Origin of the sequence: Sphingobacterium sp. SYP-B4668, from assembly GCF_027627455.1 — a bacterium.
GTDB lineage: Bacteria > Bacteroidota > Bacteroidia > Sphingobacteriales > Sphingobacteriaceae > Sphingobacterium.
In genome coordinates this window covers 1,216,382-1,233,294 of record NZ_CP115483.1, presented here as the reverse complement: position 1 = coordinate 1,233,294, position 16,913 = coordinate 1,216,382, and the positions used below count along the sequence as shown (strand labels likewise).

The 16,913-nt window shown below is 39.1% G+C and carries 20 protein-coding genes; 5 read left to right on the top strand and 15 right to left on the bottom strand.

Annotated elements, in window-relative coordinates; translation table 11 throughout:
* Nucleotides 1-278 precede the first annotated feature (278 nt).
* The 15 genes from OQ289_RS05365 to OQ289_RS05295 all read right to left on the bottom strand — a co-directional run bounded on the left by OQ289_RS05365 (nucleotide 279) and on the right by OQ289_RS05295 (nucleotide 12,543).
* A complete protein-coding gene (locus OQ289_RS05365) occupies nucleotides 279-1,109 on the bottom strand; it encodes a DUF4595 domain-containing protein (protein WP_270089730.1) in 831 nt (276 codons plus the stop codon).
* Between the two features lie 10 nt (nucleotides 1,110-1,119).
* Nucleotides 1,120-1,887: an MbnP family protein gene (locus OQ289_RS05360; RefSeq protein WP_270089729.1), complete on the bottom strand. Its 768-nt coding sequence runs from the start codon at nucleotides 1,885-1,887 to the stop codon at nucleotides 1,120-1,122.
* A gap of 22 nt (nucleotides 1,888-1,909) precedes the next feature.
* Nucleotides 1,910-2,635 carry a superoxide dismutase gene (locus OQ289_RS05355; protein ID WP_270089728.1) on the bottom strand — a complete coding sequence of 242 codons (726 nt, stop codon included), beginning with the start codon at nucleotides 2,633-2,635 and terminating at the stop codon, nucleotides 1,910-1,912.
* A 19-nt stretch (nucleotides 2,636-2,654) separates the two neighbouring features.
* Nucleotides 2,655-3,143, bottom strand: coding sequence for a c-type cytochrome (locus OQ289_RS05350; RefSeq protein ID WP_270089727.1), 489 nt, complete (start codon nucleotides 3,141-3,143; stop codon nucleotides 2,655-2,657).
* A gap of 23 nt (nucleotides 3,144-3,166) precedes the next feature.
* The gene (locus OQ289_RS05345; RefSeq protein WP_270089726.1) at nucleotides 3,167-4,117 is read right to left on the bottom strand and encodes a transporter; all 951 of its coding nucleotides are present in this window, start codon (nucleotides 4,115-4,117) and stop codon (nucleotides 3,167-3,169) included.
* A gap of 10 nt (nucleotides 4,118-4,127) precedes the next feature.
* Nucleotides 4,128-5,195 carry a cytochrome-c peroxidase gene (locus tag OQ289_RS05340; protein ID WP_270089725.1) on the bottom strand — a complete coding sequence of 356 codons (1,068 nt, stop codon included), beginning with the start codon at nucleotides 5,193-5,195 and terminating at the stop codon, nucleotides 4,128-4,130.
* Between the two features lie 15 nt (nucleotides 5,196-5,210).
* Entirely contained in the window at nucleotides 5,211-6,110 is a 900-nt protein-coding gene (locus OQ289_RS05335) for an MbnP family protein (RefSeq protein WP_270089724.1), read from the bottom strand.
* Between the two features lie 5 nt (nucleotides 6,111-6,115).
* Complete coding sequence (locus OQ289_RS05330) at nucleotides 6,116-7,237, bottom strand: cytochrome-c peroxidase (RefSeq protein WP_270089723.1); 1,122 nt, start codon at nucleotides 7,235-7,237, stop codon at nucleotides 6,116-6,118.
* The gene (locus tag OQ289_RS05325; protein ID WP_270089722.1) at nucleotides 7,237-8,109 is read right to left on the bottom strand and encodes an MbnP family protein; all 873 of its coding nucleotides are present in this window, start codon (nucleotides 8,107-8,109) and stop codon (nucleotides 7,237-7,239) included. The genes OQ289_RS05330 and OQ289_RS05325 overlap by 1 nt, the downstream gene beginning before the upstream one ends.
* 32 nt (nucleotides 8,110-8,141) lie before the next feature.
* Nucleotides 8,142-8,984, bottom strand: coding sequence for a FixH family protein (locus OQ289_RS05320; protein WP_270089721.1), 843 nt, complete (start codon nucleotides 8,982-8,984; stop codon nucleotides 8,142-8,144).
* A gap of 183 nt (nucleotides 8,985-9,167) precedes the next feature.
* Nucleotides 9,168-9,383: a hypothetical protein gene (locus OQ289_RS05315; protein WP_270089720.1), complete on the bottom strand. Its 216-nt coding sequence runs from the start codon at nucleotides 9,381-9,383 to the stop codon at nucleotides 9,168-9,170.
* A gap of 179 nt (nucleotides 9,384-9,562) precedes the next feature.
* A complete protein-coding gene (locus OQ289_RS05310; protein WP_270089719.1) occupies nucleotides 9,563-10,117 on the bottom strand; it encodes an SCO family protein in 555 nt (184 codons plus the stop codon).
* Nucleotides 10,118-10,860: 743 nt separating this feature from the next.
* Nucleotides 10,861-11,484, bottom strand: coding sequence for an ExbD/TolR family protein (locus tag OQ289_RS05305; protein WP_134433181.1), 624 nt, complete (start codon nucleotides 11,482-11,484; stop codon nucleotides 10,861-10,863).
* A gap of 110 nt (nucleotides 11,485-11,594) precedes the next feature.
* Nucleotides 11,595-12,029: a MarR family winged helix-turn-helix transcriptional regulator gene (locus OQ289_RS05300; protein ID WP_270089718.1), complete on the bottom strand. Its 435-nt coding sequence runs from the start codon at nucleotides 12,027-12,029 to the stop codon at nucleotides 11,595-11,597.
* 181 nt (nucleotides 12,030-12,210) lie between these two features.
* Entirely contained in the window at nucleotides 12,211-12,543 is a 333-nt protein-coding gene (locus OQ289_RS05295; protein ID WP_270089717.1) for a winged helix-turn-helix transcriptional regulator, read from the bottom strand.
* 106 nt (nucleotides 12,544-12,649) lie between these two features.
* Between OQ289_RS05295 and OQ289_RS05290 the strand changes: the two genes are divergently transcribed.
* From OQ289_RS05290 to OQ289_RS05270, 5 genes are all read left to right on the top strand, one after another.
* On the top strand, nucleotides 12,650-13,414 hold the full coding sequence (locus tag OQ289_RS05290) for an MBL fold metallo-hydrolase (protein WP_270089716.1): 765 nt from the start codon (nucleotides 12,650-12,652) through the stop codon (nucleotides 13,412-13,414).
* 24 nt (nucleotides 13,415-13,438) lie between these two features.
* Complete coding sequence (locus tag OQ289_RS05285; protein ID WP_270089715.1) at nucleotides 13,439-14,335, top strand: SDR family oxidoreductase; 897 nt, start codon at nucleotides 13,439-13,441, stop codon at nucleotides 14,333-14,335.
* 11 nt (nucleotides 14,336-14,346) lie between these two features.
* A complete protein-coding gene (locus OQ289_RS05280; RefSeq protein ID WP_270089714.1) occupies nucleotides 14,347-14,736 on the top strand; it encodes a nuclear transport factor 2 family protein in 390 nt (129 codons plus the stop codon).
* Between the two features lie 137 nt (nucleotides 14,737-14,873).
* Nucleotides 14,874-15,722, top strand: a complete 849-nt coding sequence (locus OQ289_RS05275) for a helix-turn-helix domain-containing protein (RefSeq protein WP_270089713.1) — start codon at nucleotides 14,874-14,876, stop codon at nucleotides 15,720-15,722.
* Nucleotides 15,723-15,940: 218 nt separating this feature from the next.
* Nucleotides 15,941-16,531 (top strand): TetR/AcrR family transcriptional regulator, encoded by a 591-nt coding sequence (locus tag OQ289_RS05270; protein ID WP_270089712.1) that lies wholly within the window; start codon nucleotides 15,941-15,943, stop codon nucleotides 16,529-16,531.
* Nucleotides 16,532-16,913 lie beyond the last annotated feature (382 nt).

The following is a 16,913-nucleotide window of genomic DNA, read 5'->3' as shown; positions in this document are numbered from 1 at the left end:
CTCTATTTAAATAATGACCTATCTAAGTGGGGCTGTCATATTGCTTAAAGAGGTACTGGTATACCTAATACACAAAACAGACAAGCCCGCACTTAGGCAGGCCTGCACTTGTTCCCGTGTATTTTTAAAAATTACCAGTTTTCTTTAAGCGGAAGCGTGTGCACGCTAATATTTTTCTACGTGATATTTTACTACAAATCTACATGATAGTCATTTTATACTTTCCTATGAATTTCAATATTTTACTATGATCATTTACCCCTCCATGTAAAGAGAGATTAAAAGCAGGTATGTTCGATATGATAAACCATCGAATCGATTGATTCGGCAGAATTCACCTCCTTTAGTTTACTTATATTGTTTTTGTCATCTGCTTCGTATGACAGCTCATATGTACCAATAGTCTTAATACGATTTTTCGAGAACTTACCAAGGTATCCGCCAGATGTAAGAACGGCCATTCCGACCGGATTAAATATTGGTGTAGGTGTCCTGTGTAATGAATTAATATGATAAATAGGTGTGGTGCTGTGGATGGGAAGATTAGAAAAATCCATATTTGTATAATAGGTAAGCTTTATATCCTCATCATTCCCTTTCAGTCCATCATGAATATTGACCAAGTTTCCGCCTTCATATGAAAACAAAACTTCTCTGTCTTCTTCTTTTATGCGAGACAAGTATCCTTGTTCATCATATACAAAATCCAGTACTAGATAATCTTTGGCTTCGGTCTCCCAAGGCGCCATCCATACACGTCTAAGGTGAGTAATAAGACCTTTTTCATTCAAAGAATAGTAATCGGTTACAGTGTTGGGAGCTTCTCCTGCATATTTCAGAATCACGCTGTCATTATAATATTCGAAAGAAATCTGATTGTTTCCCACTGGAGCCAATATAACGCGTCCTTGCGCATCATAACCGAATGGTGTTTGATCTGGATCTCCAGATCGATCCCCCATATACCAATTGCTCGTGTAAAAGTTCACACGGCACAACAACTCGGGCTCAGGCTCCTGTTCTAATAATGGGCTGTCGTCCGAACAGCTTGTAAACAGAAATGCTATCCCTAGAGCGACAAATAAGTATGATTTGATATTAAATAACATGGTTATATGGTTATTTTAGCGTAAAAAATTTAGTGGAAAAATTATCGGATACTGCCTTCATCTGATCTTGTTGCTGCGCTCCCACAACAGGTGTCTGCCAACTATCGAAGGAACCGAGAAGGCTAAGTACATCACCTTTAAACCCAATTCTTGATGGTGTTGCCCGGGCAAGATCAACGGGAACTTTAAAATCGAGCTTCACTGTTCGGTAACTATCATTCAGCCCTGTTTCAATCTTAACGACCTTAGTTGTACCGTCCTCTGCCATACCTTTTAGTGAACTGAAGATATAGCTCGTGTGCCACATCCACGAGATATTTGTCATACCTGTCATAGCAGATAATTCACCTGAGGTTATACTGAGATTATCGTTAAGTTCACTATCTACACCGATACCAAACTCTATTGCGGTGTAGGTCTCAATAGGCAGGTTTTGAAGGTCTACCTGCTCGCGCTTTCTGGCAGGGTAGGTATAAGCTCCATCTTGAATAGCAATGTCCTTGGTTTCCTCGATCAGGTAATAAGAGTTTGGGATTTCGATCCATTCTCCATTCTGTTTTTGTAATCGAATATTGCTTACCCAATATCTAAAACTATTAAATATATAGGTTTTGCCATCAATGTCGAAAGCCTTATCAAGCGCAAAATCCTCATTGCCTACGACATTGTCAAATTCGATGGAAAAATCTCCACCAACTACTTCCACAAGTTCCGTATCCTTAGAACAAGATGCCATCATCGCAAGTAATGCGATAGAAAAAAAACTCTTTTTGATCATTTGTTTATTGTATATGATTAATTTATTTAGATGTACGATATAGTTGCGCGATATGTTCCCAGTTTACAATCTCCCACCATTTATCGACATAGTCGGCCCGCTTGTTCTGATAGTTCAGATAATAAGCATGTTCCCACACATCGAGCGCCAAGATCGGGGTACCTTTGAATGGCGACACATCCATTAATGGATTGTCCTGATTAGGTGTCGAACCAATTTTTAATTGATTGCCGTCTTTTACCAGCCATGCCCATCCCGAGCCAAACTGGCCTAATGCGGCTTTAGAAAATTCGTCTTTAAACGATTCGAAAGATCCAAAACTTCTTTTGATCGCTTGGTCAAGCTGTCCTGTTGGCACATTGTTCGGGGTCGGTTTACGGAGGATAGACCAAAATAGTTCGTGGTTAAATGCACCTCCAGCATTATTGCGGAGCTTTGTAGAATAGTTGGATATTTTGGAAAACAAATCCTTTGCATCAGTCGCCGACATATTTTCTTCCGATATCGCTTCATTGGCATTCTTCACATATGCACCATAGTGACGCTCATAATGAATTTCCATAGTCGCCGTGTCGATAACAGGTTCGAGATCACTAAATGAATAGGTAAGTTTTGAGAACCCGAACTTAAAATTACTCTTTAATGTAGAGCCTATGATACTATCTGCAAATGACTTATTGGCCAACAATAGACCTGTAACGAGTGTTAAACTTCCTTTTACAAAGTTTCTTCTATTTGTGGTTTTCATGATAAATGGATTTTAGTTATTAATTCATTTTTGCATCTTCCTGTCTTAAGTATTCCAGTATAGACTTTGCTTCCTGTTCATTCAGGCCAACACTGACCATCATACTTTCGAAGTCGTCTTTTATGGCAAGTGCATCTGGATCCTTATCGAACATTTCCTGTGTATTTAACATTAAATTTAGTATCCATTCCGGTGTTCTTTTCTTGGTAACACCTTTTAAAGCTGGCCCCAGTTTGTCTTCGCCGTGTTCATGACACATCGTACACTTCACGATGAAAAGCTTGTTGCCATCATCTGCAACGTTCTGCTGAAATTCAGGTTGCGTAAATGACGTTATAGGTCCGATCCCTTTGTTGCCTTCTTTAAGGTAATCGTGGACGACCATTTTTTTAGGTTGGTCTGCTTTTATCTCCGGTGGAGTTGCTGAACTGTTTGTCTTCGGACTGTTGTTGCACGCAATCGCCGTAGCGAGAAGACCAACGGCTAATATTATATTTAATCTTTTCATATCTATTTATTTTACTGGTGAAATCAAAAGGAGAATGATACATGGGTCATAAAACGATTTTCAGCCTTTATACGTCCGTCTGCGAGATTTTGATTGATCGGAGTCTGAAAATTTCCACCAATAGAGATTGCCCCGACATTGATTTCAACACCTGCAATTCCCATCGTGGAATGTCCTCCAGACTGGGTAACGTCAAAACGGTTATAAAGCACATCTTTTGGCTGTGTTTCATATAGCACACCTGCATTTGGAGAAATACGTACTTTGTTCTTTATATTGAACTTATAATATGCCAGTGCATTAATCGTTAATTTGTTGGCATAGCGATAATCATGCTTGTTTTCTGTGTTGATCTTATACGTTGCATTGACGTTGAGTCCGGCATCCATCAAACGAATGTCGTAAGCCGCATTGATCATAAAATCTGTACTCGCCGTTCCTAATTGGAAGTTATTCGGAGCGCCCATCTCTGCACTGGATTGTTCGCTGGTATCATATTCACCGGTAGGTGTCTTGATTCCTGCCCCCACCCATAAGGACTGCATCAAAAGTTTGTTCGTTCCTGTCGTACGGACATCATCGAGAAGTTTGTAATGCCCCATAACAACTATATCGCCAAGCCCGTTCTTCTTTCCGGTTTCCAAACTGTTGTTACCAATAGTCCGCTCATTGAAACTATACGGAATGATAGCCATAGCTCTCCAACGTTCGCCAAAACTCCATGCCCCCCAAAGTTCCATCGTACGATAGGTTTCATTGGTTGAATTCGGTGTACGGATACCGTTAGGGCCAAGGTGGGTCTGTATTCTATTCTGTTGGTATCGCAAACCCGCAAAACGTTTGTTAAAATCCGGCAAGATACCTAGATAATAGCTACCTACGCCACAACCGCAAACATCACAGGCTACTGACACAGGCATATTCGCAAACAGTGCGACAACGGACAAAATCGATAGTATAATTTTCTTTCTCATATTCCAATATTTAATTGACGATAAAATCAGACCCGAATGGCTCTGAAAGTAATTTATTTGACAAAAAGGTAGGGTCTTCCAATGTTTTCAGAAAGGCCATTAAATCTGTTTTTTCATCCTCGCTCATGGCAATGCCCAAAGTGCCGTCAGCTTGCCGGAACAACGGATCCAATGTCTGCGAACCTACCATGTCATGGCGGTAATGGTCGAGCATCCTGCTCACGGTCAGATAACGTCCATCGTGTGTATAAGGCGCAGTAAAGGAAAGATTCCTTAAAGAGGGCACCTTGAATTTGTATTCGTCATTTACGTTACCCGTTACGATAGCTCTTCCTTTGTCATCACTTCTATTGGGACGTATACCATTGTTACGATAGCTAAGATCCGTGAATAAGGGCTCTTTGTGGCAGTTCGCACAGTTATTTTGAAAAAACAGGTAACCCCGTTGTTCCGATTCTGAAAAGGAAGCACCTTCTTCCTTACGCATCACTTTGTCGTATTTGGAGTCACTACTGGTAGCCATGAGCATAAATTGCGATAAGGCCCTAAAAAACAACACATCTGTAATCTCCTCCGTCCCAAAAGCTTTCTTGAACAACGCAGGATATTCCGGACGAGCCCTTAATTTGAGCAGCACGTTGGGTACCGTCTCGTCCATCTCCACTTCACTGTGAATAGCATTCACGCCTGACAAGTCGAGATCAAATACTCCACCGTCCCAAAAGAACTCATGGTGCCAGGCCAGGTTCATAATCGGCATGGGATTACGTGTCCCGAGCCGGTCATCTATCCCGTGGCTTACGTCATGCCCATGATGCGTAAATCCAGCGCCCTGTATATGGCAGCTCCCACAGGCAATGGTGTTGTTTCTGGAAAGCCGGGGTTCATAGAAAAGTTTTTTTCCTAATTCGAAGCCGTCTTTGGTTACTGGATTTCTGGACAGGTCATAGGCAGGTTTCGGAAAATTGGAAGGCTGTACAAATCCAAAGAATGTTTCCTCGTCCTCCAAGATGTCATTTCCTTTTTTGCAGGCCCACACCACTCCAAATAGTAAGGTTAACACCAATATCTTCTTCATCTCTTCTTTGTTTTATTAATTCGAGGAAAGCTCCTCTTCACTTCGCACATAATTCTCGGTATGGTCATGCGTAAACAGGGAGCCAAAATTCCCCGCGATATTCCCGCTGTCCTCTTTATTGAACATGACGTTAGGTTTATCCGCTATACTCAACTTATACGGGCCATTAAAGACCTGCATCAGGTCAACCATCAAATGGACATTGCTCCTTAAGTCTGCTCTCACATACGCCAAATGGTCCCCACTGGTTTTGGTCAGGTCAACTGTAATGACTTTGATATTGTTCATTGCTTCCGGATCGTCAAAGGGATAACCAAAACCACCGATATGATATTTGAATTGTTTATTACCAGTAGGGTCACCTTGCTGATCATCGGATACCACGTCACTGTTCCCTTCCAGTTTGAAGAAGATATAACCCTGGCTCCATGTCCAGAACATACCCGCATGGCCTTCTCCCGGATTGAAGGAAAGCACCCCTGTTCGTCGTTCCATAGGCATCATGTTTCTTTCCTGATCGACTCCGATCATAAACTCAACTTTCGTATAATCTCCTTCCGGCACTTTAACTTTTGTAAAGCGGGTCGTTCGATCTGATCCATTTACCATAAAATAGCTGTCGTCCTGCGGAACGGTATAGCTACTTCCATCGGCTTTGTAAAGCTTGATATTGCTGATGTAGTACATCAGGATACGTATACTGAATTGCTCGCCCTCTGCATTTCGGTACAGATAGTTAGGGTCGATATATAATCGGTCTTCCCCAACGATATGGTCAAACTCAATAGAGAAATTGCCCATTTTAGTTTCGTCAATAATATCGTCGTCCTTTTTACAGGCCGATAGGAAAAAGCAAAACGCTATAAGTGCGGTCGCCATATTCTTCCAGTTTCTTTTTATCATTTTATATTTCATATCAATTATTTAAAAGGACTTGAAAATTCCCTGCTTTTTAAAAATGTCTCATCGGTCAACGCATTCAGAAAGGACTTAATGTCCTCGACTTCTTTGTCTGTCATGGGTATGCCGACCCGGTCATTGTTCTGATATAATACCGAAGCGGTAACAGGGGTATCTTTAATGTCGAAACGGTAATGATTTAATACCTCATCTATCGTTTTAAACCGCCCATCATGCATATAGGGTGCGCTTACCATCACATTGCGCAGCGTGGGTGTTTTGAAAGCACCCAAATCCAATGGGTTGTAGGTAATACGGTATCTGCCCCAATAAATTCCCTCATGCGATCCATCACCAAAATCATCATCTATGCCATTATTGTGAAAACCATTATCTGTAAAAAGTTCTCCAGCATGGCAACTGCTACACTTTTGTCGGACCAGATTTAGTCCACGAAGCTGGTCAGCAGATAGCGCATCCGGCTTTTCTCCACGCCGATATAAGTCGTATGGGGCGTCAGCCGAGATCAGTATGCGCTGAAATTGCGATAGCGCCATAGCTGTCCGATGTTCACTCGGCAGGTCTCCAAATGCTTTGTGAAATAGCTCCACATAAGTAGCATCTGCCCGCAACCGTTCAACCAGCACGGGTAGATACATGCCCATCTCATCTGCATGCGTCAGCGGACCAAATGCCTGCGATTCCAGATTAGTCGACCCTCCGTCCCAAAAAAAGCCGTTGTCTGCCCAGGCTAGATTGATCAATGTGGGCGAGTGCCGCTCCAAAGGCTTACCCGATACACCGGCTGTGGTAATAGCCACTCCATCGGAAAAGCCTTTGCTTTGGTGGTGACAACTTGCACAGGAAACCTGCTTGTTGGCGGACAGAATCGGGTCGTAGAAAAGTCGTCGGCCCAATTCAACTCCCGTCTCGGTCAGCGGATTTGAGGGAAGACCCGTTTTGGGATCAATAGCGGATTCCACCGCTTTGGGAAAAAATGCAGGCTGACGAAAAGCAAAAGGAATCTCCTCCTCGCCGGTAATGGGTAGGTCATCATCCTTTGAACAGGAAAATAATCCGAACAGCATTACCAAAAAGATGAAGACCCCTTTACTATATTGATCGCTTCCTGTTATTGACATTAATTTGCTTCCACAGAAACCGAACCCGCTTCTTTGAATGTTAGCGATTTACCTAAGAAAGCATCTCGGACAGCGATCATCAGGTCTTTTTTCCTTTGGCTGATGCTGTTATTGACCCAAGGTAGATCTGTAGCGGACAGTAATTCTTTTACATCCACATTGAAAATAATTTTCCCAGAATTTCGGGCATCAATTTTTAGCGGTGTAGCCAGTTCTACAGTTTTTTCAGCGCCATCAAACAGTTCGTTCGAACCTGTTTCCCATGATAGTGCTTTCGAAGTTGGTGTCCCGTCTGCCCAATGAATAGTACCGGCCAGGGTCAAGAATTTGTAACTGGTGAACCACATCCAGCCATCACTGACACCCATTCCGTTCAGCGAACCTAGTTCTCCTGCGGTCAAAGCGATATTATCATTGTATTTTTGATCTACACCAATAGAAAATTTAATGGCTTTATATTCGCCCGAAGGGATGTCTTTGATCGTTACTTCTTCGCGCTTGGTTGCTGGATACTTTTCTCCGTTGATCAAATGCGGTACTGCAATTTCATTGGTCTCCTCCACTAAATAGTAGGAGTCTGGTAATTCATGCTCCTTGTTGTCGTTGTCAACCAGTTTGACGTTGCTCACCCAATAACGGAGACGGCTAAAATCGAATTCCAGATCATATGTTCCCCCTGAACTGGTAAGTTGATAGGGATATTTCTTATTCAATTCAAAATCTGAGTCACCATATCGGGCATCAAATGTCAATGACAAAGATCCCGCCTGATCAGCGTAGACTATTTTTTCAACTTCTTTAATTTCTGTTTTGTCACAAGATGTGAACACCAACGCAGCGATGGCTGCAAAAAATAGATTTTGCTTCTTCATTTCTCTAATTATTATACTAATTGATTTGCTATTTATTTAACCTCTACGGGAAATTCCAGTTCTTCCTGTGATACCTTTTCGCCGTTCTTTAACAGGTTCACTTTAATCTTCCAATGACCTTTCATCGTAAAATTGACCATTCCGCTATAACGTCCATTACCTTTACTTGTAGCGGCTTCATTATTCGGCGATCCATGGCCCATATCCGGCATAAAAGGTTCTATCTCGACCGTGTAGCCGTCCAATACCGGAAAGAGGTTATGATCCATTTTGTGAAGCGTGAAGTCAATAGGTTGGCTACCGGTCTTTACCTCCGCGGGTAATAATAGACTAACGAACACTTGGCTATCATCTTTGGTGCCTACGGGGATCGTGCGCGCAGGCTTCGCCTCTGATACAGGTAAGAGAAAAGACAAGCTATCTTTTTTGTTAAGGACGGCATGCAACATCCATCCTTCACCCATATCATCCATGTTGGCCATGATAAAGACAACTTCGGCCTTAAATAATCCGTTTGCCAAATCGATTAAAGGGTAATAGGGCCCTCCATGAGACATCATGCCCATGTCCATGATTACATCATAATCAAGATGTGCATTTGTAACTGGACTTCCTTCGAGGTCTGTGACCTGAATATAGATTGTTTCGTTTTTACTTGTCAGACTGTCCTGTGCAAATACACTCACCTTATTATCGGTTAACGTGGTATCTGCAATTTTGGTTAATGTGCTTATATCAAACGTATTACCTGCTGGGTCAGCAGGATTCTTTTGTTGGGTCTGTGTATTGTTTCCGCACCCGGTTAAACTGTATACCAAAGCCATAGACGCAATGCCCAAAAGCATGGATACTTTTCCAAAGTAAACTGATTTCATCTGTTTATTTCCTTTTTAATGGAAGATGAGAGCTCGATGTAAATAATCATTGCCCTGTGATCAATATTATTTACATCTCGGTTTCATTCTCGATTTTATTCAATGTCAAAATAGCTGTGTTGACAGCCATAAGGATAAATATACCTTTGGCCAACACAGCACTACTAAATTTATAGGGGTAAATTAGACTTGGAATCGAGGGGGACGGAAGTTATTCTTAAAATGGATAAAGCCGTAGTAGGCGCTGTAATACGTAATGTATTTATGTTCTGCACGAATCAATATTTGCTCCGGGATAGTCAACTGATCTTGAATCAGGCAAATGAAGGTTTCGTATTTTACATTTTGGGGGAGGCTTTTATCAGAAGATTTCTCATCGAGTGCCTTGAGCTTTTTCATGAGCACACATTGACCATTGCAATGCATCTCAGGCCGGGCTCTATTTTCACAAAGGTTTGCTGCAATAAATGATCGGTTACTTTCAAACCACACAAACACCCCCATGCTTCCCAGACATTGGAAAGCAAGTACAATAAGGAGTAAGAAAGATATGATCTTTTTCAATTTGGTTTAAACGTTTACAGTTGTTTCAATAATTTTCGGATGTCTTCTATTGCCTTTCTTGCTTCCTCTTCACTCGTACCATCGTAAACACCCCTAACATGCCCTTTGGTATCTACCAACGTAAATGCGCCACTGTGGTCAAATCCTCCCGGGACATCGGGGTTCTCCTCTGCATAAGAAAAATAACCTTCTTTACCTGCAATCGTATAAACAGCATCCTGAGGTCCGTTTAAGAATCTCCAATTTAATGGAGCTCCAAGTTTTTTGGCATAATCGCCTAGCACAGCTGGCGTATCATGTTTGTCATCAATGGTATGGGATAAGATAACGAACCGCTTTTCATTCTCAAATTCCTTTGCTATTATCAGCATATTTTTGGCAAGCAATGGGCATATCGTGGGACAACGTGTAAAGAAAAAATCTGCTAGATATATCTTGTCCGCTACATTCTCATTAGAAATCCAGACACTATCCTGGTCCACAAAGCGGAATGTTGGAATAGTGTGGTATATCGTGTCGTTAACTTTTTTACCATCTTTTTCGAGCAATACAATTTCCTTCTCACCCATAATAGGAAGATTTTCTTTGTCCTTGTTTTGGTTAGTGCAAGAATGAAAGACAGAAATACTAAAAAGCAAAAGAGATGCTTTAAGAAATTTGAAAGACAGCATATATTTTTTCCTTATATCAGATTATACCAATAATTGCACACAAAGTTACCACTCTATATATTCACGGGCATAAACATAAGCGTGCCATTGATTTAGGTTTTCGTGCATAAGTTGCGTTAACGAATCTATATTAGGGAGATACGGTTGTATTCATAATCGCTTTAAAGAGAATTTATATTTTATAGTGAGAAAGATTGAAATCGACATAAGCACTGGAGCAAGAATTAGCAGAGCCAATTTTATACCCTTCAGATACATACTCACCGGAAAAATATTAGTTAAAAACAATACTTCGATAAGAATAACTACTAATACCAGTATAGTGTTCTTTAATTTTAAGTTTCTTAAAAACAGATTTCTTTTAATTTTTTCAGAACTGACTAGATCATAGCATATTTCTATTCTATCAAATATTAAGTACTCCTTTCGAATAAACCTATATGTTTCCCAAATTATGATGATTGTTCCTATAGATAGGCCATGCTTTAATCCATTTGAAAAATCTGAATAGTTTTGTATAAAATACACATATACTAAAAATAAAAAAACAACAAAAGAGCATGTTCCTAACAGGAAGAATGACAAAAATCGATAAAATTGCACCACTTTCTCTGACATAAATTTAATAATTGAAAGATGTATCAACTCTCGCTCTTTAAACTCGTAACAAAACTAAATTTATTGGCTTTTTGGTTTCGAAGTGTTTCTATAACTTTATCTACTGAGGGGAATTTTGTGTTACCATCTGCCTTGATCAATATTTTTAACTGTTCTTCATGCAATTTGTAGTTTACTTTGCGAACAGTCGAAATCCAGTGAAAAAGTTCATTAGAGATATTTACAGTTGTATCCACTGCAATGCCGAAATGATTCGCCTTATCCATTTGTTGATCTGGAGATAATGCAAGGAATTGTTTGAGTTGGCGCATCGGCACACCTAGGCTTTCCATTGCCATAAACTTCTCTTTCTCTTCAGAATTCAGTGTGAGGTTATATTTTTCAGCCATTATATCTAAGGCCTGTTCCTTCACATCTCTTTCTGCAAATGATAGAAGGCATTTACCATCTTCCGCTATTGTTATCATAGCATAGTTAATATCAGGCATTTTTTCTGTCGTAACAGAATTTGGTAAATCCACGGGAATAGGTTCTGGCGCTTTAAATACCGCCGTCATCACAAAAAAATTCAGGAGTAGAAACGTCACATCGGACATTGCTGTCATGTCTACACTTGGTGCAGTTCTTTTAATTTTAATTCTTGGCATAGTCTTGTATATTAACAAGACAAAAGTCAACAATGTTGACTAATAATAGTCAACATTGTTGACTTATATTTATTATTATGACTGAGATGTGACAATAATAAATTGCGCGGCTATTTTTTTCTTAATGCAGAAAGTACGTTTAAGCTTTCTATTATTGCCTCCTCATCTATTTCTTTTGAATTTTCTAATAAATATTTACTAAACCGCAGATGCGATTCGTAGATAATTTTCCGCCCGTATTCCGTCAAAGAAATTTTCGAATAGCGTTTATCTGAAGACATTGGTTGAATTGTTATAATGTCTTTCTCGACCATCTTTGAAATAATACGACTCATAGCCTGTTTAGAAATTTGCGCTTGTTGGGCTAGAAGTTTGTTTGTGGTGCCTTCTTCATTAATATGTATCAAAATTTGCATATAAGATAGTTGAAACTTTCCAGGCCATAAATCTTTCAAATTGATTTCAGCCCATTCTTCAATATCCTTTTTTAAAGCATATATTGTTCTAATATATTCGATAGGTTGTAAAATTTTAAACAAATCCATTTTCTTAGTTTTAAGGGTGCAACAAACATAATAACATAAACAAGAACTGCCAAATGTTGTAAATCCTTCACATTTCTTACTCTACTCTATTTCTCATTTAGCGATACACAGGGTATCCAAATATAGGCAGTCCGGAATTGAAGTCGTTCTATATTACAAATCAGTGTGTGAGAGGGCTTCGTCAAACCAAGTTCTCCAATCCAAATTCAGCCAGCTTATCTACGATTGGTAAAGTTTTTAATCCCAATTCCGTCAACTGATATTCCACTTTAGGAGGAATTTGGGGATAGACTTTTTTGCTGACTAATTTATTCTCAACCAGCATATTCAATTCTTGTATCAGCATTTTTTCACTGATGCCTACAACCGATCTTTTCAGTTCGCCATATCGCACCGTATTTTCGTTAATTTGGAACAGTATCATTAATGTCCATTTACCGCTTAACAAAGTTAAAGAGGCTCTTACCGGACATCTGTCATCGCAGGCCGGATTTATTTTTAAGTTTTTTTTCATTGATATTCAATAATTCTAACCGTTTGGTAAGTACCTAACTATATTGTAAGTACTTGTACAAAGGTAAGTAATGGTTTAACTTTGTACAAGTTTAAAAACAGGATAAATGAAAATTCAGCAAATACGAAATGCCACGCTAATTGTCGAATATGCGGGAAAGAAAATCTTAATTGACCCAATGTTGTCTAGTAAAGGAACATTGCCTGCTTTTATTCCGGCTAAAAATTGGACGTTCAAAAAAAATCCTTTAAACGATTTACCTTACCCTAAAGAAGAAATCATCAAAGATGTTGATTTTGTGTTTGTGAGTCACCTGCATCCCGACCATTGGGATAAAGAAGCTGTTCGTATTTTGCCTAAAGGGATTAAAATATTTGTCCAGGATTACACCGATAAATTGAAAATAGAAAAATCCGGTTTTTCTAATGTTGAAGTTCTTGGTGAAAATTCTTCATTTGGAGATATAAAACTGAGCAGAACAAAAGCCCAACACGGGAAGGGCTATATTTTGAAAATTGCAGGATGTGTTTGCGGCTTAGTACTAAAACACCCAACAGAAAAATCCCTGTACGTAGCCGCCGATACCGTTTGGTACGAAGGCGTCCAGGAAGCCCTTGATAAACACCAACCAGAAATAATTGTATTAAACGGTGGCGACAACCAGTTTGCTTTCGGTGGACAGGTCATTATGAATAAAAATGACATTAACGAAGTCCATAAGGCGGTTCCGAATGCCACAATTTTAGTAAGCCACATGGAAGGTGTGAACCACAATACGCTTACGCGAAAAGAATTAAAAGAATTTCTTTCTGGAAAAGGAATAACCGATAAAGTGAACGTTCCTGAAGATGGACAATCATACACATTTTAATAAATTAAATATAGAAATAGAAAAATGAGAATATTAGTATTTGGAGCTACGGGCTCGCAACAATTCAACGTGATAGGCGAAGCAAAGAAAAAAGGTGCAGAAGTAATTGCTGCGACAAGCTCAGAAAATAGTTTTGAAAAGTTGGCTCAGGCGGGAGCAACGCCGGTTTTGGCAAACTTAGCTGATGCAGATAGAATTAACGAAATTACCACCGGTGTTGATGCAATTGCCTTTATGATACCTGTATCGCTTCCCAATCCTTCTGATGGTTTGCAATATTCAAAAAATGTCATTGATGCAGCTAAAGCAAATGGCGTAAAAAAAATTGTGTGGAATACAAGTGGCTGGTTAGAAACCAAAAAAATAGGTTCTCCTGTAGATGATGTGAAATTGGATGTTCTTGATTATTTGAAAAATAGCGGTGTAGATTATGTAATCGTCGAACCAACTATTTATATGGAAAATATGATGGGACCCTTTTGTGCTCCTTTCATCACAAATGAGAAAAAATTAGCTTATCCTACGCCAGAGGCAATGCCAATTGGTTGGATAGCCTCTAAAGATGTGAGTGCTTTTGTGGTTGAAGCTATTTATAATGAAAATTTAAAAGCAGATAGTTTTAAGATCAGCGGGTTAGAAAATTTAAAAGGCAATGATTTGGCTACAGCGTTTTCTAAAGGTGCAGGTGAAGAAATCGTTTATTATCCGCAGAAACCGAAAGAATTTGGCGATATATTAAAGCCAATGGTGGGTGAAGCGGGTGCAAACAGCGTTGCAGCTTACTATGAAAATCTTAAGAACGCTACGGAATATCCTCCAAAATTCAACCCTCAAATGAACGAAATACTGGAAAAGCTTCCTGTAAAAATGACTTCTTTAGCGGAATGGGCGAACGAGAATAAAAATTATTTTATTAAATAAAATCCAATATTATGACAGCAATAGAAGTAGTAACGGCTTATTCAGTAGCCCTTTCGCAAGGAGATATTCCTACCGCCTTTTCACATTTTAGTCCAGACGCCAAATGGCACCAACCGGGAAACCATCAATTTTCCGGAACCAAAACTGGTCTAGAAGCCATTGGCAAAATGCTCGGCGATATGATGGGAGCCACACAAGGTTCATTGGTTATCAATCCTACTGGTGCTTTGATGGCTAACGGAAATTTAGTTTCATTTCCAACACGTTTTAGCGGTAAAATTGGAGAAAGAACAGTGGATATGAATGGTGTTGATCTGTTTGAAGTGGTGGATGAGAAGATTGTACAGGTTTGGTTGTTTTCTGAAGACCAAGCTGCTGAAGACGAGTTTTGGGGAAAGTAAATCCTTTTAAAATTTGAAAAAGGACGGTTGGTTTTAAAGCCTTACCGTCCTTTTTTTATCTATGAGCCGAACGAACCATTAGTGGCAAATAAAGTATTTTTGTATATCTCAATCGAAATAATGTTAGTAATCTATTTATGGAAATTTTAAAGTCATTTGGAAACAAGAAAATCGGTTATTTAGATTTTGACACCACTAGTCCAATGGATGGTTTTTCGCTGCCGTGTCGAAAATCGAACGACTGCTACATCATTCTTTACGCACAAGCGGGAAGTTCCGTAATTACTGATTTTGTTGAGCATAAAACAGAGCAGGATACCTTATTTTTTTTCAGTGTCGGACAACATTTTCAAATTGAGGATAATAGTAAAGGAGCCCTGATTTATTTCAATCCCGAGTTTTATTGTATTGCCTTCCACGACAAAGAGCTGACCTGCGACGGAATTCTGTTCAACAATGTTTTTGAAACACCGTACATTACATTAACTGATGACGAAAATAGATCATTCAGTAGGATTGCTGACGAGATAAAGCAGGAATTGAATAAGGATGATTACTGGACAGAAGAAATGACAAGAACAAAATTGAAGGAGTTGATCATCACAGCAAGTAGAGCGTGGCTTACTAGGTCACCTGAACAAAAAGGATTGGGAACAGTAGAGGATGCGATAACTAGAAGATTTAGTCATTTGGTTGAGGAAAATTATTATCGACATCATAGTGTTGCACAATATGCGGAACTACTTTATATCAGTCCCAAAACTTTGTACAGAAAAATTGTAGATGAAAAAGGAACATCGCCTAATACCATTATCAAAAACAGGATTATACTGCAGGCAAAGAGATTGCTTGTCAATACCGACCTCACTATCAAGGAAATTGCTGCCCAGCTCGGATATGAAGACCAATCTTATTTTGTGCGTTTTTTTAGAATACAAACTGGAAAATCTCCGGTTGAATTTAGAAAAACAATAAATGATAATTAAAGCCTTGATAAAAACTCCTGCATGTTTTTTCTATCTGAGGGAATTCTTTATCGATATCCAACAATAATCAAATATTGCTATATCAGTACGTATCTAGAATGGATTTTTTTTGGAAAGACAAAATAAACACCAATCCAAATAGTGGGTATTCATAAAGACAATTTGCCGGCCTAGCAAACTTTTACGTTCTTTGCAATTCATACTAATTAGTATCTTTTATGACAAAAGCATCCACAACACGGCATACAATTCTTCAAAAAGCATTTGAATTGATTTATACCAAAGGCTATCAGACGACAAGTATTGATGAGATTATTGCTACGACAAAAGTTACAAAAGGTGCATTTTACTATCATTTCAAGACTAAAGACGAAATGGGTTTGGCCATAATTAATGAAATTTTGAAACCGACAATGAAAAATGATTTCATTAAACCATTGCAAGATGCTAAAAACCCAATCAAGGAAATTTACGATATGACCAAAGCATTACTTCTTGAAAATCCGTTTTTAAAATTAGAATATGGTTGTCCAGCAGGAAACTTAACACAGGAAATGACACCCTGGAATGTAGAATTTGGAAAAGCTTTAGCGGCGCTTACTTTAGAATGGCAACAGGCAATAGAAAATAGTATCAAAAGTGCCAAAGAATATGGAACGATAAGAGATGGTGTAGATCCGCAACAGGTAGCCTATTTTATTATGTCGGGATATTGGGGAATCAGGAATTTTGGTAAGGTTTATAACAATACTGACTGCTATCATTCCTATCTAAAAGAGCTAAAAATTTATCTAAATAACTTAGGATAAAATTTTACGCAAAAAAAACATACCGATTAGTATGTTTTAATATCTTTGCATCGTTAAATAAAATTTACGATGTTTCAAACACTTACATTTTACCATTCCATCATGCGTTGGCTTGTTTTAGCAAGTATAGTTTACGCAATTTATCGGGCATACAGAGGTTATTCTTCGAACACCCAATTTTCCAAAACAGATAATGCCGTTCGGCATTGGACAGCTACAATAGCGCACATCCAGCTTCTAATTGGGATTATATTGTACACCCAAAGTCCGATAATCAAATACTTTTGGCAAAACTTCAATGAAGCCGTCCAAAATTTAGACCTTGCTTTTTTTAGCTTACTTCACCTAATTTTAATGCTAGCTGCAATCATTTTAATAACCA

Coding starts and splice junctions, on each gene's coding strand:
- OQ289_RS05365 (WP_270089730.1), bottom strand. CDS start 1,109: ATGTTATTTAATATCAAATCATACTTATTTGTCGCTCTAGGGATAGCA.
- OQ289_RS05360 (WP_270089729.1), bottom strand. CDS start 1,887: ATGATCAAAAAGAGTTTTTTTTCTATCGCATTACTTGCGATGATGGCA.
- OQ289_RS05355 (WP_270089728.1), bottom strand. CDS start 2,635: ATGAAAACCACAAATAGAAGAAACTTTGTAAAAGGAAGTTTAACACTC.
- OQ289_RS05350 (WP_270089727.1), bottom strand. CDS start 3,143: ATGAAAAGATTAAATATAATATTAGCCGTTGGTCTTCTCGCTACGGCG.
- OQ289_RS05345 (WP_270089726.1), bottom strand. CDS start 4,117: ATGAGAAAGAAAATTATACTATCGATTTTGTCCGTTGTCGCACTGTTT.
- OQ289_RS05340 (WP_270089725.1), bottom strand. CDS start 5,195: ATGAAGAAGATATTGGTGTTAACCTTACTATTTGGAGTGGTGTGGGCC.
- OQ289_RS05335 (WP_270089724.1), bottom strand. CDS start 6,110: ATGAAATATAAAATGATAAAAAGAAACTGGAAGAATATGGCGACCGCA.
- OQ289_RS05330 (WP_270089723.1), bottom strand. CDS start 7,237: ATGTCAATAACAGGAAGCGATCAATATAGTAAAGGGGTCTTCATCTTT.
- OQ289_RS05325 (WP_270089722.1), bottom strand. CDS start 8,109: ATGAAGAAGCAAAATCTATTTTTTGCAGCCATCGCTGCGTTGGTGTTC.
- OQ289_RS05320 (WP_270089721.1), bottom strand. CDS start 8,984: ATGAAATCAGTTTACTTTGGAAAAGTATCCATGCTTTTGGGCATTGCG.
- OQ289_RS05315 (WP_270089720.1), bottom strand. CDS start 9,383: ATGAAAAAGCTCAAGGCACTCGATGAGAAATCTTCTGATAAAAGCCTC.
- OQ289_RS05310 (WP_270089719.1), bottom strand. CDS start 10,117: ATGGGTGAGAAGGAAATTGTATTGCTCGAAAAAGATGGTAAAAAAGTT.
- OQ289_RS05305 (WP_134433181.1), bottom strand. CDS start 11,484: ATGCCAAGAATTAAAATTAAAAGAACTGCACCAAGTGTAGACATGACA.
- OQ289_RS05300 (WP_270089718.1), bottom strand. CDS start 12,029: ATGGATTTGTTTAAAATTTTACAACCTATCGAATATATTAGAACAATA.
- OQ289_RS05295 (WP_270089717.1), bottom strand. CDS start 12,543: ATGAAAAAAAACTTAAAAATAAATCCGGCCTGCGATGACAGATGTCCG.
- OQ289_RS05290 (WP_270089716.1), top strand. CDS start 12,650: ATGAAAATTCAGCAAATACGAAATGCCACGCTAATTGTCGAATATGCG.
- OQ289_RS05285 (WP_270089715.1), top strand. CDS start 13,439: ATGAGAATATTAGTATTTGGAGCTACGGGCTCGCAACAATTCAACGTG.
- OQ289_RS05280 (WP_270089714.1), top strand. CDS start 14,347: ATGACAGCAATAGAAGTAGTAACGGCTTATTCAGTAGCCCTTTCGCAA.
- OQ289_RS05275 (WP_270089713.1), top strand. CDS start 14,874: ATGGAAATTTTAAAGTCATTTGGAAACAAGAAAATCGGTTATTTAGAT.
- OQ289_RS05270 (WP_270089712.1), top strand. CDS start 15,941: ATGACAAAAGCATCCACAACACGGCATACAATTCTTCAAAAAGCATTT.